At 37.9% G+C, this 20497-nt stretch carries 18 protein-coding genes and 1 tRNA gene; 11 read left to right on the top strand and 8 right to left on the bottom strand.

The genetic code is table 11. The features are described from left to right. Positions 1-24 precede the first annotated feature (24 nt). The 5 genes from F928_RS04565 to F928_RS04545 all read left to right on the top strand — a co-directional run bounded on the left by F928_RS04565 (position 25) and on the right by F928_RS04545 (position 5101). Positions 25-789, top strand: a complete 765-nt coding sequence (locus F928_RS04565) for a DUF4184 family protein (RefSeq protein WP_005072679.1) — start codon at positions 25-27, stop codon at positions 787-789. A 170-nt stretch (positions 790-959) separates the two neighbouring features. Beyond that, positions 960-2744: an aspartate--tRNA ligase gene (aspS, locus tag F928_RS04560; protein WP_002116046.1), complete on the top strand. Its 1785-nt coding sequence runs from the start codon at positions 960-962 to the stop codon at positions 2742-2744. 147 nt (positions 2745-2891) lie between these two features. Continuing rightward, positions 2892-3110 carry a hypothetical protein gene (locus tag F928_RS04555; protein WP_002116556.1) on the top strand — a complete coding sequence of 73 codons (219 nt, stop codon included), beginning with the start codon at positions 2892-2894 and terminating at the stop codon, positions 3108-3110. After that, positions 3110-4042, top strand: coding sequence for a CgeB family protein (locus F928_RS04550; RefSeq protein WP_002116205.1), 933 nt, complete (start codon positions 3110-3112; stop codon positions 4040-4042). The genes F928_RS04555 and F928_RS04550 overlap by 1 nt, the downstream gene beginning before the upstream one ends. Before the next feature lie 39 nt (positions 4043-4081). Then, positions 4082-5101: a glycosyltransferase family 2 protein gene (locus F928_RS04545; protein ID WP_002116408.1), complete on the top strand. Its 1020-nt coding sequence runs from the start codon at positions 4082-4084 to the stop codon at positions 5099-5101. A 105-nt stretch (positions 5102-5206) separates the two neighbouring features. Here the strand turns inward: F928_RS04545 and F928_RS04540 are convergent, their stop codons facing one another. From F928_RS04540 to F928_RS04505, 8 genes are all read right to left on the bottom strand, one after another. Beyond that, complete coding sequence (locus tag F928_RS04540; RefSeq protein WP_002116052.1) at positions 5207-6250, bottom strand: ELM1/GtrOC1 family putative glycosyltransferase; 1044 nt, start codon at positions 6248-6250, stop codon at positions 5207-5209. Between the two features lie 12 nt (positions 6251-6262). Then, entirely contained in the window at positions 6263-7246 is a 984-nt protein-coding gene (locus F928_RS04535) for a glycosyltransferase (protein WP_002116302.1), read from the bottom strand. A gap of 2 nt (positions 7247-7248) precedes the next feature. Beyond that, positions 7249-8058, bottom strand: a complete 810-nt coding sequence (locus tag F928_RS04530) for a polysaccharide deacetylase family protein (RefSeq protein WP_005064195.1) — start codon at positions 8056-8058, stop codon at positions 7249-7251. Positions 8059-8071: 13 nt separating this feature from the next. Beyond that, positions 8072-8959 (bottom strand): mitochondrial fission ELM1 family protein, encoded by an 888-nt coding sequence (locus F928_RS04525; RefSeq protein WP_002116427.1) that lies wholly within the window; start codon positions 8957-8959, stop codon positions 8072-8074. Between the two features lie 69 nt (positions 8960-9028). Further along, on the bottom strand, positions 9029-9955 hold the full coding sequence (gene ilvE, locus F928_RS04520; RefSeq protein ID WP_002116157.1) for a branched-chain amino acid transaminase: 927 nt from the start codon (positions 9953-9955) through the stop codon (positions 9029-9031). Between the two features lie 24 nt (positions 9956-9979). Continuing rightward, complete coding sequence (glnE, locus tag F928_RS04515; protein ID WP_002116106.1) at positions 9980-12730, bottom strand: bifunctional [glutamate--ammonia ligase]-adenylyl-L-tyrosine phosphorylase/[glutamate--ammonia-ligase] adenylyltransferase; 2751 nt, start codon at positions 12728-12730, stop codon at positions 9980-9982. A 67-nt stretch (positions 12731-12797) separates the two neighbouring features. Continuing rightward, complete coding sequence (bvgS, locus tag F928_RS04510) at positions 12798-14069, bottom strand: sensor histidine kinase (RefSeq protein WP_002116115.1); 1272 nt, start codon at positions 14067-14069, stop codon at positions 12798-12800. A 521-nt stretch (positions 14070-14590) separates the two neighbouring features. Further along, positions 14591-14677: transfer RNA gene (locus tag F928_RS04505), tRNA-Leu, on the bottom strand. Positions 14678-14859: 182 nt separating this feature from the next. Here F928_RS04505 and queA point away from each other — a divergent pair. The 6 genes from queA (at position 14860) to yajC (ending at position 20473) form a co-directional block, all read left to right on the top strand. Beyond that, positions 14860-15897: a tRNA preQ1(34) S-adenosylmethionine ribosyltransferase-isomerase QueA gene (queA, locus tag F928_RS04500; protein ID WP_002116179.1), complete on the top strand. Its 1038-nt coding sequence runs from the start codon at positions 14860-14862 to the stop codon at positions 15895-15897. Between the two features lie 85 nt (positions 15898-15982). Beyond that, a complete protein-coding gene (locus F928_RS04495; protein WP_002116470.1) occupies positions 15983-16984 on the top strand; it encodes a hypothetical protein in 1002 nt (333 codons plus the stop codon). A 92-nt stretch (positions 16985-17076) separates the two neighbouring features. Continuing rightward, the gene (locus tag F928_RS04490; protein ID WP_002116316.1) at positions 17077-18105 is read left to right on the top strand and encodes a hypothetical protein; all 1029 of its coding nucleotides are present in this window, start codon (positions 17077-17079) and stop codon (positions 18103-18105) included. Positions 18106-18190: 85 nt separating this feature from the next. After that, on the top strand, positions 18191-18760 hold the full coding sequence (locus F928_RS04485; RefSeq protein ID WP_002116127.1) for a LemA family protein: 570 nt from the start codon (positions 18191-18193) through the stop codon (positions 18758-18760). Positions 18761-18912: 152 nt separating this feature from the next. After that, on the top strand, positions 18913-20046 hold the full coding sequence (gene tgt, locus F928_RS04480) for a tRNA guanosine(34) transglycosylase Tgt (protein WP_002116306.1): 1134 nt from the start codon (positions 18913-18915) through the stop codon (positions 20044-20046). Positions 20047-20143: 97 nt separating this feature from the next. Further along, positions 20144-20473: a preprotein translocase subunit YajC gene (yajC, locus tag F928_RS04475; RefSeq protein WP_002116168.1), complete on the top strand. Its 330-nt coding sequence runs from the start codon at positions 20144-20146 to the stop codon at positions 20471-20473. The last annotated feature ends 24 nt before the right edge of the window (positions 20474-20497 follow it).

Genomic DNA, 20497 nt, shown 5'->3' with positions numbered 1-20497 from the left:
GATGTGAGTAATTTTTGATTTCTAATGCCTTTTACAATCTCTCATGCTGTTATAGCGCCACCTCTTTCAAAGTTTAGCCAAAACACTTTGCCAGTTGCAGCTCTAGCAATTGGAAGTATGACACCCGATCTTTACCGCTTATTTACAATGCAATCAGGTATGTTGACACATCAATGGAAAGGCCTGATTTATCCCAACCTTGCCTTAGGCTTCATTTTTTGTGCTATTTGGTACTTTCTATATCGACCTGTAATTTACCGTTTTTTCGGCATTCAGCATGATCTTGGCCTCAACTCTTTAAAACGTATTTTTTTATTTTTGGTTGGAACATTACTCGCACTTACTTTAGGAATTGCAACACATTTAATATGGGATGGTCTAACACACTCAGACTTTCGGACTTTTGTATTTAAAGATGTATTAGCAACAAATATTCACCTTTTAGGACACCCCTATCCCTTACATCGTCTTTTGCAGTTAGGCTCCTCTGCTCTTGCCTTACCTTTTATTGTTTGGATGTGTGTTCACTATTATCAGCGCTATAAACAACACTGGAAAGTAAGTAAAAAAATTAAAATTTTTGCATGGTGTCTGTTGTTTTTATCTACAGTGTTAGGCCTATTTTCTTTTTGGGATTATGCCCGCTACATTCCTCATGAAGTTTGGCATGCCGATACCTATTATTTCACGGGCCGCTCCATTAATGAATTTATGCAAGGTTGGTTAAGTACTTTTAGCTTAGGATGCTTACTATTCTTGATTTTAGATCGACAACAAAGAATGGGATGAATAACTAAAATCGCTGCCAAATTGCTCATTTTCAGGTTAATTTCTGCGGTTTTTTGATCTAGTTCTTGTGACAAACCATCCAACAAGGCATAATCGAAAACTTACTTTTTTGACGGTGCGCGGTTTACGCATCCGTCCTTTCAGCCAATATAGTTTGGATAATCTTCATCATGATGCGAACTCATTACTGTGGCTCTTTAACTGAAGCCCAAATCGACCAGACCGTTACACTATGCGGTTGGGTACATCGTCGCCGTGACCATGGCGGTGTTATTTTCCTTGATATGCGTGACCGTGATGGTCTCGTTCAAGTGGTTATTGACCCAGATACTCCAGAAGCATTTGCAACAGCAGATAAAGCACGTTCTGAATATGTATTAAAAATTACAGGTCGTGTTCGTCGCCGTTATGAAGGTACTGAAAACCAAAATATGGTGAGTGGTCAAATCGAAGTTTTAGGCAAAGAAATCGAAGTTCTTGCTGCTTCTGAAACTCCGCCATTCCCGTTAAATGATGACACGATTAACGTGTCAGAAGAACACCGTTTAAAATATCGTTTCTTGGACATCCGTCGTCCAGAAATGTTAGATCGCTTACGTTTCCGTTCTAAAGTAACTAACTTGATCCGTAATTATTTAGACGATCACGGTTTCTTAGACGTTGAAACTCCGATTTTAACTCGTGCAACTCCTGAAGGCGCGCGTGACTATTTAGTACCAAGTCGTGTACAAAATGGTAGCTTCTACGCACTTCCACAATCACCGCAATTGTTTAAACAATTATTGATGGTGGGTGGTATTGATCGTTACTACCAAATCGCGAAATGTTTCCGTGATGAAGACTTACGTGCTGACCGTCAGCCAGAATTCACTCAAATCGACATTGAAACATCGTTCTTAAACGACGATGAAATCATGGATTTGATGGAAGGCATGACTGTTAAATTATTTAACGACTTGCTTGGCGTAAAATTTGAAAAATTCCGCCGTATGCCATATAGCGAAGCAATGCGTGACTATGCATCTGACAAACCAGATTTGCGTATTCCGTTGAAACTCGTTGACGTTGCAGACTTAATGCAAGAAGTAGAGTTCAAAGTATTTGCTGGCCCTGCAAAAGATCCTAAAGGTCGTATTGTTGCTTTACGTGTTCCTGGTGCAGCTTCATTGCCACGTAGTGCAATCGATGAATACACCAAATTCGTTGGCATCTATGGTGCTAAAGGTTTAGCGTACATTAAAGTTAATGAACTCGCTAAAGGAATTGAAGGTCTTCAATCTCCAATCGTGAAATTCATTGAACCGATTGTACTTGAACTGTTGGAACGTGTTGGCGCACAAGATGGCGATATCGTATTCTTCGGTGCTGATAAAGCGAAAGTTGTAAATGACGCAATGGGTGCGCTTCGTGTCAAGATTGGTCACGATTTGAATCTTTCAACTTGTGAGTGGGCTCCACTTTGGGTTGTTGACTTCCCAATGTTTGAAGAAACTGACGATGGTAAATGGACTTCTGTTCACCACCCATTCACACTACCTAAATCTAGCGTAGAAGACGTGAAGAGCAATCCAGGTGAAGCACTTTCTGTTGCTTACGACATGGTATTGAATGGTACTGAAGTTGGCGGTGGTTCACTTCGTATTTACACATTAGAAATGCAAAAAGCGATTTTTGAAGCGCTTGGTATTTCTGATGAAGAAGCAGAAGAGAAATTCAGCTTCTTACTTAACGCGCTTCGTTATGGTGCTCCTCCTCACGGTGGTTTGGCATTTGGTCTTGACCGTTTAGTTATGCTTATGACTGGCGCGACTTCAATTCGTGACGTTATTGCGTTCCCGAAAACTAAGACTGCTGAATGTCCACTTACTCAAGCACCTGCTCCTGTTGAAGCAAACCAGCTTCGTGACTTGGGTATCCGCCTACGTGAAAAGCCAAAAACTGAAGAATCTAAATAATTTTTAGATTTTCTCAATAAGAAACCCTGCTTATGCAGGGTTTCTTATTAGACAGTATTAAACAAACATTCAATTTTCATAAGCTATGCTTTGCGAAAAAGCACGTCAGTGGCATAATAGGCTGCTTTTAATTAAGAGGTCAGCTTTATGGCTATGCGCCCTGATGTACGTCGACATGCTTTAGTCGTGATTGTATTCTCCCTCGCACAATGGTTTTTCATGCGCTATATTCTTGCAAATGAATTATTTAATATGACTACAAATCAACGTATTTTATTTTTCTGTGTAAGTAGCTTGGTTGGTGCATTGCTCATTTTTGTTGCATTGATTTATATGGTTTTAAAAGGAAATGCGGACAAAGAGTAATGCAAAAGAAATTACTCATTCTTGGTAAACGTGGGGGTATATTGCAATGGTTCGAAAATATTCTTGCCACTTCTCACCGACACCCTAATTATGTGATTCAAGGCTTTGCTTTAAATCACAATAATACCTGTGAACGATTTCTTAAGAAAATTTTACCAAATAAAGATATATATACAGCTAATTTACTAAAGAAAAAGTTACAAACATTTCAGCCCGATCTAATATTGATTGCCGATCTCTTTTATTTTAATGATTATCTACTAGAAGTTTTAGCTGACTTTCCATGCAAAAAAGCTCATTGGATCGGAGATTTTTTTGATTCAAGGCTAAAAAAAACAAAAGAAATTATTGACTTATACTGCTTTACCGACTTCAGTTTTATTAAAGATGCTAAAGATATAGGATTAGATCATTCAATCTACCTTCCACTAGCTTACAATCCTGAAATCTTTTTTCCGAAGGATGAACAAAAAAATGACAGACTTTTATTTGTAGGAGCTTGGTCTCCTGACAGACAAGAACTAATTGAACGAATTCCGCTCCCAATTACTATTTATGGTAAAGGCTGGAATAATCTTGTAAAAAATGACAGTATTATTCATCCACATAATATTAGTCTACCCAATGTCGCTGAACTTTACCGTAAACATAAGTATGTTCTTAACCTCATTAATAAAGTAAATATACGACAAGGCATGAATATGCGTTGTTTTGAAGCACCTGCTTGCGGTTGCATTTTAGTCAGTGAATATGTAAAAGATCTTGAATTTGCATTCAGCATAGAAAATGAAATTATAACTTTTTCAGACCCTTCCGAACTGCAAAGCAAACTCAAAGAAAATTCTATTAATCCCTTACTAGCAATGGACAAGGTTCAACGAGATCATACCTATAAAAATAGGATAGATACGATTGTTGACCTATTGCTTTAAGAGTATCGTTACCAGTATTCATGTTATAGGTTCTACTCAGTGTTTGTTAGTATCATTGTCCCAAGTTATAATCATGCTCAATATTTAGAAGAAAGAATTAATAGTATTCTTAATCAAAGCTATTCACAATTTGAATTAATCCTTTTAGATGATTTGTCACCAGATCATAGCGCTAAAATTTTAGAAAAATACCGAAAACATCCTAAAGTTTCTCATTGCATTATCAATGAAAAAAATTCAGGCTCCACCTTCTACCAATGGAACAAAGGGATGCATTTAGCGAAAGGAGAGCTGATCTGGATTGCTGAATCCGATGATATAGCAGATCCTCGTTTTTTAGAAAAATTAGTACCACAGTTTGAGAAAAACCACAATTTAGTACTGGCGTATAGCCAATCATATCGAATGAACGCTAGAGGAGAAATAACTGGTTCTTGGAAAGATTTTACAGATCAAGTAGACCCAAAACTTTTCGAAAACAACTTTGAAATGAAAGGGCTTGAATATATAGAAAAATTTTTAAATACTCAAAATACTATTCCTAATGCGAGTGGGGTTATTTTCAAAAAACAAACTTACTTTGATGTGGGAGGGGCTAACCCGAGCTTACGCTTCATTGGCGATTGGGAAATTTGGGCAAAGATCGTAACACAAGGCGATATTTTTTTTACTCATGAATGTTTAAACTATTTTCGTTATCATAATACAAGCGTTATTGCGCAGGCAAAAAAGAAAAAAGATCATTTTGAAGTTAGACGTCAAGTCATTTTGTTCCGCCAAAGCATGTCACAGTTTTTAAAAGCCTATTCCCATCAACATCCAGAAGCGAATAAGGCTTATCAAATTAACCAAAGATGTCTATCAAAAGAATTAAGAAAAAATGCTTCTTTAGCTATTCGTCGTCGTTATTATAATCGGATTATGCCAACCTGTATAACAGCGCTGGAGACTTTACCTTTCTACATTGTACCTATTTATATTCTAAAACTACTTATACAACTTATTTTATCAATTTGCTTCGTTGCTCCTTATAAAGCATTATTAAAGCAAACAAAATAAAAAAGAGGAGATTCCTGCTCTTTTTATTTTTTAAATTTATCTAGAATTTGATGTATTGAATGATCAAGTTGGCGATTATTAAAAAATAAAATCTAAATATTTAGTTTATTTTCCCAAAATATTATTCAATTTTCGAGTCATCTCTCCCGTATGGTCTTGTACTTTTAATTTTTGGACAGCCTCAACAATTTGATGAGCATCTAAAAAATTTAATAAATATAACCAACGCTTTTGAGCTAAGGAGTTTAATTGTTGTTTGATAGCCACATCCTGTACTGCAACTTCATCATAAAGTACTAGCAATTTGCTTCCGGACATAATAACCTCTGCAACCATCGAGGTTGAGTCTGGGCTCGCTAAAATCCAATCAGCTGCTTTAATGTAGTCTTTAATATCACAACTTTGCCCTTGTGCAACCCATGTTAGCAAGTCATTTGCCTGAAAAATATCGTACTGTTCAGTAAGCTCTTGTAACTCTTTTTCGAAATTAACTGACGTTCTACGCGATGTCGTAACTAATAATCTCGCTGTTGGATATTGCAACCGAATCTGTTGTAAAACAGTTGCCCATTGTACAGCATCACCGATTTTGACTGTTTTGGTATTCGCACCAATTAGAACTGCTATCACTAATTCAGCACTGTGAATTCCTAAATGCTCACGTGCCTGATCACGTGTCAAAGGCAAAGCACACATTTTATTAGGTGCAACTGGGTAGTAAAAGTAATGTGGCAATGTAGCTTGTTGATCATGAATGGTAAATACCACATCGAATAAATCAGCACGAATTCCTCGTAATGAACTCGCTACTAAATTTTTAATGGCTTGATTATTGCGTAAATGTTGTTTTAACAACAAATTGGCGAGCAAGGTATTTCCCCCCGCTGATACAATATATGCAACTTGTTTCTGTTCTAACGACTTGATAGTTTTCATATCAAGGAAATAGCATAACCAATGAGTATTTATTGAAAAATTGGACAGAAACTTAAGAACACGGTATAACCATTTCTTAGGTAAATTTAGTTGAATCCATTCCACTTGATAGTTTTTCTGTTGATTCAATAGCTGAATCATTCCCTGAGTTTGAGTTTCGTGACCAGGTTTACCATCTGTCAATGCAAGAATAAAATCCTTTTGTTGTGTCATCAATACATAATCCTATACTGAAAACAGTGACTGATATACTTGTACTGTATGATCAATCATTTTCGTGAAAGTAAGTTGTTCTTGTGCTAGTACATAAGCAGTTTTAAAACTACTCTCTGGATCAGATATTTTTAAATAATTTTGGATGAGCTGCTGTAAAGCCAATATATTATTAGGTTCACATAAAAATTCTGTGGGAATAAATTCAGACATCATCCCGACATTTGTACCAATAACTGGTCGCTCAAGCAACAAGGTCTCAGCAAGTGTATAAGGACCGCCTTCACGTAAAGATGAAACAATTAAGGCTTCATGTTCCGCAATCAATGGATGAATATTATTACTATAACCATATAGCTTAACACGATCAGCTAACTGATATTCTTTAATCAATTTTTCCAGTCTGTCCCGTTCTTCACCATCACCAATAATAGTTAATTCACAAGGAATGTTCTGCCAAGCGGCTAATAAAAGATTAAAACCTTTCACTTCATTTAAACGGCCTATTGCAATAAATTTTCTATTCTTTACAAATGGTTGAGCAGTTATATTTAAGGAAATCCCATTATAAACCACACTTACTTTATGTGGTTGCCCTACTATTTGTGCAAGACGTTTACTTACACAAATAATATGATCAAATGCCAAATAGGTTTTAATATTCTTTTTTGCACCATGCATGGTTACAACACATGGAAAATTCAAACTATTCAATATACCTTGTAAAAGTTTTGCTGTTTTCGAAGCATGAGCATGTAGCACTTGTGGCTCTGTCGCCAATATTAATTTTTTAAGCCGATATTTTGTCCATGGGTTATAACGGCTACCACTCATGTCGAAAGCCACAAAGTTCACCGCACTTTTCACCTGACTTTTATATTTCTGATGTGCAATTAAAGATACTTCATGTGATTGTGACAAACCAGCAGCCAACTCAAGTACATGCTTTTCTAGTCCCCCTTCCTCATCACTCGCCATTACAAGAGTAATTTTCATGCTTATCCCTCACGCTTACCAAGCTTTAAACGGAGCTTGACAGCAAATAATGAATCTTTACCACTGATTTTAATACGTTGTAGTTGAAAAAAGTCTGGCTGTTCGCCTTCAATTCCTTCTACAGTCGTTACAGCATTGCTATACCCTGACTGTTTTACCAGTTTGACATCGCGGTCTGAATAAATCCCAAATGGATATGCAAAACTGGTCACGGGTTTGCAAATTAATTGCTCAAGTTGTTGCTTTGAGTCAGTCAATTCTCTTAAACAATCGGCATCACTGAGTTTATTTAAATTGGCATGCGTCAATGTATGTGAACCAATTTCAATCAGCCCACTGTCTGCGAGTTGCTTGACTTGGGCATCATTCAACTTAGCTTCACGCATAAGTTCACCACTATTGTGATGTTCTTTTTTATAAGTTGACCAATCTCTATCATGACGGTCAACCACCACATAAACTGTTGCTTTTGCTTGATATTTTTCTAAAATTGGATAGGCATTTTGTAAGTTATCTAAATAACCATCATCAAATGTAATTGCTATTGTTTTAGCAGGGTGTTCCCCCCAACCATTTTGTAACTCTTGCATAGTTACAAAATGGAATCCTTGTGATTTCATCCAGGCAATCTGCTTTTCAAATTCAGCGGGTTTCACACGAAGTTTATTAAATTTAGCACCATCAATATGGTTTCTGACCATGTGATACATCAATATACGAGGCTGATTCCAACTTATTTTCGGCTTCCACCAAGCATACTTATAACTTAATACGAAGATAAGCAGAACCAATAAAATCAGTATATATAGCACAATCTCAAACTCATTATTTTGCTAAAAGATATGTTGCCACACGGTCTGCTTCTTTAAAAGCATAAGGTTGTGGTAACTGTACAACATAAGTCTGCTGTGAGATTAATTTTGATTCTAACATTTGGTCAACTGAGTGCGTAATCCGGTCGTCTTTCAAACGGTCCATTGCCATCACCCCGACTCGACAACCCGCGGTAAGCGCCTCAAAAATCATAGAGACGCTGTCTTCTGTCACCCAAACTGCTTCTGCTTTTTGCATTTCTTCGAAAATCCAGCCTTGGGGTGTTTGATCAACTGGAAATATGTGTAAATGCTGGGCAAAACTTTGTTGCCTTAAAATATCGACAAACTCTGCTGGGGTTCGACGTGAAGTGGTCAGAATAATTTCAGCGTCTGGATTATTCTCAACAATTTTTTGAACACTGGTTAATACTTTATTTTGGTTCCATTGATGTCGTTTAGATGAACCACCTAAAGCGATTAAAACTCTCGCGGTTTGATGACGATTTTCATTACGGATAGGATTTAATGCACCACGCGTGACAATCACATGGTTATCGGCGTGAATACCATCATGCTCCGGAATAACAGCATAATCAAAGCAACCAATAGGTAAACTCGGCTTCATTAAAATAATCGTTTTAGCCTTTTTAAAAATTCTACCGAGCAACAAAACACGAAAATGTGTGTGGCTTCCCACGCCAAATACAAAATCAGGCGCTTGTTTAAATAAGGAATTTTTCGAAGAGAAGAGTGCCTGAATTAAGGAAATAATAGGTAAATCAGAAATTAGGACCTCTTCAAAAGTTGTTTCTGGCTGTTGTCTTTGCATTGCCTGAAACAAGCCTAATGCTTGTGAGCGGTGCCCTGCCTTACCATCAGACACATAGACAATATGCATAGAAGCTCCCTAAGCCAAAAAATAAAAAAGGCGAAACCGAAGTTCGCCTTTTTATGTTAACGGATTAACTTATTTTACGTAAGTTAACCAGTGTTCATATTTCGGATTTCTACCTTGAACCGCATCAAAGTAAGTTTTTTGGATTTCAGTGGTAATTGGGCCACGAGTACCCGAACCGATTGGACGGTCATCGTATTCACGAATTGGTGTTACTTCAGCAGCAGTACCTGTGAAGAATGCTTCGTCTGCGATATAGAATTCGTCACGTGTAATACGGCGCTCAACAACTTGGTAACCAAGATCTCTAGCGATTGTCATCACAGTTTGACGTGTAATACCATCAAGCGCACCACCAGCAATATCTGGAGTGTGTAAAACGCCATCTTTAATCAAGAATACGTTTTCACCTGAACCTTGGCATACATAACCTTGTGGGTCCATTAACATTGCTTCATCGTAACCAGAATGTGCAACTTCTTGGTGAGCAAGAATTGACAACGTGTAGTTACCAGATGCTTTTGCTTTACACATCGTCACGTTTGGATGATGGTGAGTAAATGATGAAGTTTTTACGCGAATACCTTTCGCCATCGCTTCATCACCAAGGTATGCACCCCACGCCCACGCAGCAACAGCAACATGAATTGTGTTATTTGTTGCTGCAATACCTAGTTTCTCTGAACCGATCCAGATCAACGGGCGTAAATAGCAAGAAGCTAGTTTATTTTCACGAACAACATCGATTTGTGCTTGTTCAAGCGTTGCTTGATCATACGGCACTTTCATTTGATAAATTTTTGCTGAATTTAACAAACGTTTTGTGTGGTCTTGAAGACGAAAAATCGCTGTACCTTTAGGAGTTTCATAAGCACGAACACCCTCAAATACGCCCATACTGTAGTGTAAAGTATGGGTTAAAACGTGAATCTTTGCATCACGCCAATCAATTAATTTTCCATCTTGCCAAATAAAACCATCACGATCAGCCAAATTCATGGAACACTCCAAATTGTTATAAAATCATTCACTATCCAACTCAACCGAAGCGGTTGGGTCTATTAATCTTTGCCATAAATTGCAAACGACCGCACGGGTACTACGCCAGTCCGCTGCGCTGACTTGCATGGATTGATTTGCAAGGGCTAAACGGTGGCTTTCGGCACGTTCACTAAGATAGGCTCGAATTAATGCTGTGGCATCTTCACTGGATAAGCAGTCTGCTTTAGCAGCATCTTCTAATATTCTTACATTATCAGAATAATGGGCGAGATCGGGTTTCGTCCCGCTCCATGCAAGTACAGCATACTGTGCCATAAATTCGATATCGACGATACCACCTGCGTCCTGTTTTAAATGAAAAATACCATGTTTTTTTTGTTCAGAAGACGAACCTAGGTGGTCTTTCATTTTCTGACGCATTTTCAACACTTCCTCACGAACATAAGCCTCATCTCTAGATTGAGTCAATATCTCGCGTCGAAATATTTCAAATTTCTGGCAAAGCACCTCATCACCTGCAATAGAGCGCGCACGTACTAATGCCTGATGTTCCCAAAGCCATGCACTTTTCAACTGATAGTGTTCATAGGCTTTCATGCTTGTTACCAATAAACCTGCTTCACCTGAAGGTCTTAAGCGTGTATCAATTTCATAGACACGACCATCTAGCGTTTGCGTAGTCATCAAAGACATAAACTTTTGAGCAACACGCATAGCAAATTCAAAGCCACTAATTGACTTGGTTCCATCCGTATCAGCTTGTTCATCTAGGTAATGAATAAAGACAAGGTCTAAGTCAGAACCATAGCCCAGCTCAATACCACCCACTTTGCCATAACCAATGACAGCAAAAGCTTTGTAGTCTAGAGAGCAGCGTTTTCCATCAACATCACATGGGTAACCATGACGCTTCGCCACGGTCTGATAAGCTAAATGGAGAGTTGCATTTACACTGACTTCAGCAATATCAGTTAATGCATCGGAAACCTTCATAAGAGGGCTTTCAGCTAAGACATCACTTGCAGCAACAGTTAACACATTGCTCTTTTTAAACAGGCGAAGTGCTCGCATTTGGTCTTCGACCTGATCAATCTCAATACGGAGTAACTGCTGACGTAATGAGTCTTCTAAGTCCTTACGCTTTGGTAACTCAAAGTCCATCGATAAGAACTCATCCAACAGTACTGGATACTGAGTCAACTCTTCACAAATCCATGGGCTCACTGTCGCCATTTTCACTAAGCGTTGCAATGCTCCCTTACTTTCAATCAGCATCACTAAATACACGGTTCGACGCATGACTGATTCAATCAGCGGCATTAAACGCAACAATGCAGTTTGAGGTTGTTCAGACTGTAAGATCGCTTCAATTAAATGAGGCCAAAATGTTTTTAAACGCTGCACAGCATTTGAAGGAAGTTTTTTAAGTGCATGACCATGCCAAAACTCATGAATCAGATTTTTCGCATTGTCATCCAGCACTTCATCTAATTGCTGCTCTAACTGCCCAAAATTTTCAGTTGCGGCATTAGAGCTGGTATCTTCAATCAGTTGCTTAAATTGAACTTTTACCTTTTGACGTTTTTCATTAAGAACATCGAGAAACTCATTCCAGCTCGTAAAACCTAAGGTATCTATAATGCGTTGTCTTAAGTCCAATTCTTCTGGTAATAATTGGGTTTGTTGATCATTTAGAGCTTGAATCGCGTGTTCAACACGGCGTAAAAATAGGTAAGCATCTTCAAGCTCTAATACAGCTTGTTTTTCTAATAAGCCAGCTTCCCCAATGTGCTCAAGACTGACTAAACATTGACGGTCTTGTAACTCACGTTTAGAACCGCCGTAAATAAGCTGAAAGACCTGAACAATAAACTCAATTTCACGAATACCACCCGCTCCGAGTTTAATATCATCCTCAATATGACGACGTAAGACTTCGCGCTCAATCATGGCTTTCATGTCACGCATAGCAGCAAAAGCGGTGTAATCGACATAACGGCGGAACACAAAAGGACGTGTCATTTCTAACAAATCCTGCCCTTCTTTACCTCCAGTCACTACACGCGCTTTAATCCATGCATAACGCTCCCACTCACGGCCATGTTGACTTAAATATTTTTCTAAAGCGGCATGACTAATCGCTAATGCCGAACCATCCCCCCAAGGGCGCAAGCGCATGTCGACTCGAAACACAAAACCATCTGCGGTAATGTGCTCAAGTAAATAAATGAGTTTTTGTCCCCACAAAATACAGAACTGCTGTACATCAATACATTTGCGGCCATTGGTTTCACCTTGCTCATCAAAGGCAAAAATCAAATCGATATCACTCGATAAGTTAAGCTCTTGGGCACCAAGTTTACCCATGGCAACCACAATTAAATCTTGAACTTTACCAGAGTAACTTATCGGTTCCCCATATTTCGCCACAAGTGCTACACGCGCAAAATCTTTTGCAGCACAGATACTGGCATCTGCAAAATCAGAAAGTTCGCGAGTGAGTGTGACAACATCGGTCAGTTGGTTAGCATCCTGCCAAATCCAGCGGAACATTAAACGGCTACGTAAAATGCGCATTCCGCGCATCCAAAGCGTTTCATCACCAATCCCATCTAGCGTGGTCTGTACAAATTGGTAAATCTGTTCGGTAGAGAGCGGTGCAGTAAATTGATCTATTTGATAATCTTTTTCTAAAACAGCTTGATGCAAACCTAAAACTTGTTCTGCGTACTGACTGGCACGCAATGTTTTTTGTAACTGCTCCGCATTCATATAAAAAGCTCTTTTCCTCGTACTCTGTTTTTAGTTATAGCAGTTCGAGTAGTGTTAGGAAAAGGGATTAGACTAATTTTGCTTCTGATGAAGAATGATGTTCGGTATGCACCTCATGACTTTCTTGAGCTGAAGGTAATAAAACCTTAAATGTCGTTCCCACCCCTTCTTTAGAGCTAACAGTAATTTGCCCCTGATTAATCTCGACAAAACGCTTGCAAAGACTCAAACCTAAGCCAGCACCTTTTTCCCCTGCAGTGCCTTTAAAGCTAGCAGTAATACGTGGATGGAATAAATTTGCCATTTGTTGCTCGGTCATGCCCAGACCTGTGTCTCGAACAGTAATTTCTACATTTGTATCCGCTTGTTGAGCTTCAATAAAGACTTTGCCTGATCCATCAACGTCGGTAAATTTCAACGCATTTGACACCAAGTTCTGAATTACAGAGGTCATCATATTGATATCGGCGTAGATGTTTAAATCATCTGGAACACCATTAACCAGTTCAATATTTTTCTTTAAAGCTAAAGTGTGCAGTACATCGCAAACGATATTGCTGACTTGTCTAAGCTTAAAATTAATTGGGTGATAAACAAAACGTCCTCCCTCGGCCATCGCCCATGTTAGTAAGCTTTCAAGCAAGTTATAGGTCGATTGTGAGGTGTCGTATAAATAATCTGCAATATTTTGAATACTAGATTCATCTAAGGTTTCACGCTCTTTGGCAAGTACTTCAGAAAATCCAAGCAAGCCATGAAAGGGTGCCCGTAAGTCATGTGAGATAATCGAGAAAAATTTTGTCTTACTTGAATTAATCGCTACCTGTTGTTCATAGAGCTCGTTTAACTCTTCATAGTTAAACTTCAACTCGACTTGCTGCATAAAAGTAGAACAATAATCGAGCAATAATTGAATATCATCATCTTCAAACGTTGCCGCATCGTCATCAAAAAAGACAGCAAAACCCATCGAAGTTTTATCAGGGTGTAGAAGATGCACAGCCAATGCCCTGCTGCAATCAATATTTAATTCTTTTAAATAGTTGATTAAATTTTGATATGAGGGATGTAAGTGATTAATCGTCTGTTGTTTGGCGAAGCACTGTTTTAAATGCTTTGATGGTTTAAACGAGATTGCCGTCATGCCTTCAGGGCAACGGTGCCAAAAGTAGGGTTCCTGATTAAAAGTCAATAAGGCTTTTTTACAATTCAAAAGACGAAGACTAAACCGGAAAAATTGCTCGATGTAGTTCTGCTCGGCGTTTAATCCAAGCAACAGAGATATCCTACAAGCACTTAACTGCTCAACCTGATTTAGTTCTAAACGTTGGAATGTCATTGCCCGCCTCACAGATTATGTCGTTTTTGGTCGGAACCGCTCTCAATAAATGTACTTATAATCATTATGATCTACTACAAACTTTAACACAGTACATTAAAAGAGCAACGTTCTTTTCAAAATAGAAATGTGAAGTTTCAATTAAAGGTTTTCAGATACATAAAGTGGGTATGCTTGAGGAAAATACAACAAATATTTGAAGGTAGACAGTTGTAAGATGTTAGAAATGCGAGTTCATAATATTATTAAAAGATGGTCAAAAATATTAGTTGAATAAGAGTTTAGATTCTTGCTCAGTTTCGCTTTTATCAAAGATGTTTGGTATTTAAAGAAGAACTTCTTAAGCTTAAAAAATGAAAGATTTTTATAAGCTCTAAATTTATAGCTAGAAATTCGAGTCCGACCCTCGGGATCAAATAATCATTTCATAATTTCTTAACTCCTATCTACTTTTTTATATCCAACAAAAAACCCCTAAGCCGTTAGCTTAGGGGTTTTCGGAGAATCTTAGATTCTGAATCTGGTCCCGAGGGTCGGACTCGAACCGACACGTCATCTCTGACAGCGGATTTTGAGTCCGCCGCGTCTACCAATTTCACCACCTCGGGAGAGGAAGTATGTTTGTGTTGCGTATATTAGCGCGTTTGTAAAACTTGTCAAACCCTAAGTGAATATTATCGTTCACTTTTAGATCATTTAAACATTTTTCATGATTTAGGTCAGAAGCACAGCCATAAAAAAGCGAAAAAGTTTATACTAGGCCCAATTTTTGTGGTGTTTTTTCTCAAATATGCAACTGTCTGACTTTTCCTTTGAATTACCTGATGAACTTATTGCCCGTTACCCACTCGAATCACGTAGTGCTTCACGGTTATTGCACCTAGATTCAAAGGGTCAATATCACGATCACATGTTCACAGACATTATCGATCTGTTCGAAGAGGGTGATTTATTGGTGCTTAATGACACCAAGGTCATGAAAGCTCGACTTAAAGGAAAACGCTCTACAGGCGGTGCAATTGAGATTTTGGTTGAGCGTATGCTGAACCACACTACAGCGTATTGTCATATTAAATCGAGCAACTCACCTAAAGCAGGTGCTGAGCTTTTTGTTGGTGCAGACAATATTCCTGTGATTGTTCGTGGTCGTCACGAAAATTTATTTGTGGTTGAGTTTTCACAGCCCATCTTGCCTGTACTTGAGCAATATGGTCAGTTACCTATTCCCCCTTACTTTAACCGTGAAGCAGAAGAAATTGATACTGAACGCTATCAAACGGTTTTCCATAATCCCGAAAAAATTGCCAGTGTTGCCGCTCCTACTGCGAGCTTGCACTTTGACGAAGAGTTACTAGCAAAGTTAGAGCAAAAAAATGTTCAAAAATCTTTTGTGACTTTACATGTCGGTGCTGGCACATTTATGCCTGTTCGTACTGATGACATTACCAATCATGTCATGCACAGTGAATGGTGTGATGTTCCTCAAGAAACTATTGATTTAATTTTGGCGACTAAAGCACGCGGCAATAAAGTGATTGCAATTGGTACAACCGCGACACGTGCTTTAGAAAGTGCAGCTCAAGCTCATGGCGGTAAAATTGCAGCTTGGACTGGCGACACACAAATCTTTATCTATCCAGGTTATGAGTTCTGCATCGTAGACCGTTTAATTACCAACTTCCATTTACCAGAGTCTACCCTGCTCATGTTGGTATCAGCACTTTCAAATCGAGACAACATTTTGGCTGCGTATGAACATGCAGTTAAAAGCCGCTATCGTTTCTTTAGCTATGGCGATGCAATGCTGATTGATAAGTTAGAAGTTTAAAAATTAAAGCTGGGTTAAATTTTATAAGCTCATTTAAATTTTAATCCAGCTGCCCCAACTACAATTTCGACTAATAATAAAATTTATGAAACTGCTTTTTCAAAAAATTCAAAGTGCTTTTGACAATCAAAATACACATAACAGAATTACTTTAAAAAATATTGAGACACTAAGAAATTTACTTAGTCAGCAATTACCTCCCGAAATACTTATTCATTCATTAAAAAATTGGACAGGCACCCAACAACTTGATATTCGAAATTATATTTTTTGGAATGCTACAATTTTCGCCTTAGTTTGTATGGCCTTAGGCTTTTTAATCTCGATTTACTTCTTTCCTTTTGCCATTCTTGCGATTTTTTATGGTTTTTACCATAGAGCATCGACGGCCGAACTGATTTGCCTACTTCAAGATATCCAAATTTATTATTATGAACATAAATATAATTTCAAATTTGCAACTGAAGATAACCTACCTAAAGAAGGAACATCCGCTTCAGACTTTCCTTTGTTTAAGTTAGGCAATCAAGAAAATTCAGTTTTAACTGCAATACACGGCAAGTGGCAAGTAAGAGAAACAATTCATCCATATAAAATCTTTAGATACCATTATATCAATCGAGAGATGGCCTATAATTCAAAAGGTAAATGGGAACTAAAAGATGTTAGCTATAATTTATACGGCGTCATTTTAGAGAATTTTCCAGTTCGCGGAGTCAGTATTTCAAGTAAACAGAAAAAGGCTTGTCGCTTAGGGGTAGCTTGGGAATCAAGTGATATCCGTTTTAATCAAAAATACCAACAAAGCGGAATTAATGAGTTGGATTTAGTAAAATTTCTAAGTCCAGACCGTTTGTTATTATTAGAAAAAATGTTGGAAGATTTTCCAGGGGATTTTTATGTACACCCTGAAACATCTGCATTATGTTGGCTTTGTAATGTAAATCTTTTACGGCAACAAAGCTTATATGGCGCTAGTGTACGCGAGCTTACTGAGTGCCTTGAATCTCTTTCAATGCCAGAGTTTGAGCAATTTGCAAATAAATTGCAGCATTTCATTAATGAAACTCAAATGCCGAAATCATAAAAGTAATTATTTATGACTTATTTCTATTTATCTCATTCAATTTAAAAGATAATCTAAAAATAACACTTTATAATAATGACCTCATTACTTCCATGCCAATTGATACCTTACAAGAAGCTCTGCATATAAGACGTAAGAAAAATACACAGGTTTTTCGCAATATTGCTCGACTTTGGGATGCTGGACAAAAATCACAAACAGATCAAGAACTCTTAAATGCGTTACATCCATGGCGTGAAGATCCTAACCTTCGTTTTGTTAATGTATTGCCGTATTTGTTAGGTATTTGCAGTATTACGACTTTATTCTTTGGATACTTTTTTCATCCTCATATTCAATATATTTTGAGCCTCTTATGGGCATTTTTAACTGGTTTTCTGGCCTATTTGCTCTATGAACCGCAAAAATCTCTAAGCGAAGTCATTCACTATTTAGAAGAACGTATCACCACTTTACGTTATGGATTACGGTTTCAACAGTTACCGGCCTATCTTCCTATTCAATCTCAACCAATTTTAGTCTTAAGCAAATTAAAGCAACACTTTCCACTGTTTAATCGGGGTAATGAATCTAACGAAATTACTCAGTTTGCTTCCACTACGTGGGATGATGGAATTACGGAACATCAAGTTCTGCTGTTCAAATATCACTATGTAAATAATTTACCCATTCTTCAAAATCAGGATAGTGACAAAAAAATAGTTAAAGAGATCCATAGAGATCTATGGGGCGCTTTTATATTTCAAATGCCTGCATTGGGTATTGCTGTAAGTAACCAACGTTCTCGCTTTTTTGCACCTTACTTAACTGAATGGCAAAGCACTGACATTCTGATTAACCAAAAGCTCAATATTTTTGGTACTGCCCAACACCAATTAGCCAAAGAAGTTAGTCCGAGTTTAACTTTAAAATTAAATGATTTTTTTCAGCACTTTAAAGGTGATTTAATTTATCATCATGAAGAGCAAATTTTGTGTTATCTCGGTGAGCAAGATCTTTTTCAGACCACCAGCAAGCAAAGTGAAATTCATGATGTTTCAACATTACGTGGACACTTGCGTACCATGACTATGCCGAAATATGAAAAATTTCAGCAATTAATGCTTAATTTAATTAAATAAATCTCTCGTAGGGCTGAACTGGCAACTTATCAAAAAATAAGAAGTTAAAAGGCTCAATGAGGGAATAAAAATAAGAGGAGTGAAAATGACAGGTTTATTTATTTTCTTGGGGATTTTCGTCGTATTGATTGTCTGGGGCGTTCACATCCGTAACACCATCGTACGTTATTTTAATGCGACTAAAAGAGCTTGGGCTGAAGTTGCCAATTTCGAGCGTCAAAAAGTAAAGACCTTGGAATCTCTCGAATCAATGCTCAATCAATATACTCAATTTGAAAAATCGACATTAGAAAAGGTTACTCAATTACGTCAACAAATTCTTAATTTAAATGTGAATAACACTGATATTTCTCAGCTACAACAGATCGAGAAAATGAGCCAAGAACTTATTCGAAGCTTAAACGTTGTTGTTGAAAACTATCCAGAGCTTAAAGCTGATTCGCTGTATAGCAAAATGATGGATGATATTCAGGAACAAAATGAAAATGTTGGTGCAGCAATTAGCATTTTTAACCATAATGTCGAGCTGTTCAACAACCAGATTGAAGTATTCCCTAATAATCTCATTAATACCTTAACCTTATCCAAGAAAGCGATTCGCCCTTTTAGAGATAATCTCGTGAATGAGAATTTTGACTATAAACCTAATTTTTAATAGGAAGAAAATAGTCTCTAAACTATCGGAAATTTATCTATTTTATAACCAGCTACATTTAGTAGTAGAACTACGTCGCAGAATCAAGGAAAATAGCCCTCTTTTTAGCAGCGAACTGTTTCTTCGCCTCTGCTCGTGTTCAGGATTTTTAGATGAAGTTTGAAAAATTAGGTCAGTCGGGGCGCGCCCGTCGTGGTCGTTTAACTTTAGAACATGGTGTTGTTGAAACACCTGTTTTTATGCCAGTGGGGACTTACGGCACAGTCAAAGGCATGTTACCTCGTGACATCGAAGACATTCAGGCACAAATTATTTTAGGAAATACATTCCATTTATATTTGCGTCCGGGTCTTGAAGTGATTAAAGAACACGGCGGTTTGCATGACTTTATTAAATGGAATAAGCCAATTTTGACTGACTCTGGCGGTTTCCAGGTTTTTAGTCTTGGCGCAATGCGCAAAATCAAAGAGGAAGGTGTTACTTTCCGCTCACCGATTGATGGTTCAAAAGTATTTTTATCACCTGAAATTTCTATGGAAATTCAGCAGGTCTTGAACTCTGACATCGTTATGATTTTTGATGAGTGTACGCCTTACCCTGCGACACATGAAGAAGCTCAAAAATCATTGCAGCTTTCTTTACGCTGGGCAAAACGTTGTAAAACCCATCATCATGATGAGCTCAAAAATCACAATGCGTTATTTGGCATTATTCAAGGTGGCATGTATGAAGACTTACGCGATGAGTCTTTAAATGGCCTTTTAGAAATCGGCTTTGACGGTTACGCAATTGGCGGTTTATCTGTAGGTGAACCTAAAGAAGAGATGATCAAAGTTTTAGATTATCTACCGAATAAAATGCCGCATGACAAACCCCGTTATTTGATGGGCGTTGGTAAACCAGAAGATATCGTTGAAGCGGTGCGCCGCGGTGTCGATATGTTTGACTGTGTAATGCCGACTCGTAATGCTCGAAACGGTCATTATTTTGTCACTGATGGTCTGGTACGTATTCGTAATAGTAAATATCGCCATGATCAAAGTCCGCTCGATCCACATTGCGATTGCTACACTTGTAAGAACTTTACCCGTGCTTATCTATTCCATCTTGAAAAATGTGGAGAAATGTTAGCGTCTATGCTCGGTACTATTCACAACTTACGTTATTACCAACGTTTGACTGAAGGTATGCGTGATGCATTAGACAATGGCACATTTGACGAATTTGTTCAGGACTTTTATGCCCGTCGTGGTTTAGAAGTTCCACCATGTCCGGTTGATGAATAAGCCAGATTTGCGCTCAACCTCAAGACAAGGTAAATTGCAAAACGAATTAGGATTATGTCAGTTATCTGACTCATATTTTTAACTTTAGGAAATCAAAATGAGCTTTTTAATTTCTGCTGCTCATGCAGCACCGGCAGCTGGCCCAACTAATGGTATTTTGCCAAACATCTTGATGATTGTCGTATTCGTTGCAATCTTTTATTTCTTAATTTGGCGCCCTCAAGCAAAACGTGCTAAAGAACACCGTTCTTTGATCGAGAGCTTAGGTGTTGGTAGTGAAGTTGTTTTCGCTGGCGGTTTAATGGGCAAAGTAACCAAAATTGAAGGTGACTATGCAGTTGTTGAACTTAGCCGTGGTGTAGAAGTAAAAATTCAGCGTGCCAGCGTAATTTCAGTATTACCTGAAGGCACTCTAAATAACCTTTAATCATAAAACAGTCGTGCTTTAGCA

The sequence above is a fragment of the Acinetobacter pittii ATCC 19004 = CIP 70.29 genome (assembly GCF_000369045.1).
GTDB classification, from domain to species: Bacteria; Pseudomonadota; Gammaproteobacteria; order Pseudomonadales; family Moraxellaceae; genus Acinetobacter; species Acinetobacter pittii.
Note: the sequence above shows the minus strand (reverse complement) of the source record. Positions and strands in the feature narration are given on the sequence as shown.

Bases quoted from the DNA above. Each gene is read 5' to 3' on its own strand.
- bvgS (WP_002116115.1), bottom strand. From the start codon at position 14,069: ATGACATTCCAACGTTTAGAACTAAATCAGGTTGAGCAGTTAAGTGCT.
- F928_RS04555 (WP_002116556.1), top strand. From the start codon at position 2,892: ATGGCTATGCGCCCTGATGTACGTCGACATGCTTTAGTCGTGATTGTA.
- F928_RS04550 (WP_002116205.1), top strand. From the start codon at position 3,110: ATGCAAAAGAAATTACTCATTCTTGGTAAACGTGGGGGTATATTGCAA.
- F928_RS04490 (WP_002116316.1), top strand. From the start codon at position 17,077: ATGCCAATTGATACCTTACAAGAAGCTCTGCATATAAGACGTAAGAAA.
- ilvE (WP_002116157.1), bottom strand. From the start codon at position 9,955: ATGAATTTGGCTGATCGTGATGGTTTTATTTGGCAAGATGGAAAATTA.
- glnE (WP_002116106.1), bottom strand. From the start codon at position 12,730: ATGAATGCGGAGCAGTTACAAAAAACATTGCGTGCCAGTCAGTACGCA.
- F928_RS04540 (WP_002116052.1), bottom strand. From the start codon at position 6,250: ATGACACAACAAAAGGATTTTATTCTTGCATTGACAGATGGTAAACCT.
- yajC (WP_002116168.1), top strand. From the start codon at position 20,144: ATGAGCTTTTTAATTTCTGCTGCTCATGCAGCACCGGCAGCTGGCCCA.
- F928_RS04535 (WP_002116302.1), bottom strand. From the start codon at position 7,246: ATGAAAATTACTCTTGTAATGGCGAGTGATGAGGAAGGGGGACTAGAA.
- F928_RS04495 (WP_002116470.1), top strand. From the start codon at position 15,983: ATGAAACTGCTTTTTCAAAAAATTCAAAGTGCTTTTGACAATCAAAAT.
- aspS (WP_002116046.1), top strand. From the start codon at position 960: ATGATGCGAACTCATTACTGTGGCTCTTTAACTGAAGCCCAAATCGAC.
- tgt (WP_002116306.1), top strand. From the start codon at position 18,913: ATGAAGTTTGAAAAATTAGGTCAGTCGGGGCGCGCCCGTCGTGGTCGT.
- queA (WP_002116179.1), top strand. From the start codon at position 14,860: ATGCAACTGTCTGACTTTTCCTTTGAATTACCTGATGAACTTATTGCC.
- F928_RS04485 (WP_002116127.1), top strand. From the start codon at position 18,191: ATGACAGGTTTATTTATTTTCTTGGGGATTTTCGTCGTATTGATTGTC.
- F928_RS04565 (WP_005072679.1), top strand. From the start codon at position 25: ATGCCTTTTACAATCTCTCATGCTGTTATAGCGCCACCTCTTTCAAAG.
- F928_RS04525 (WP_002116427.1), bottom strand. From the start codon at position 8,959: ATGCATATTGTCTATGTGTCTGATGGTAAGGCAGGGCACCGCTCACAA.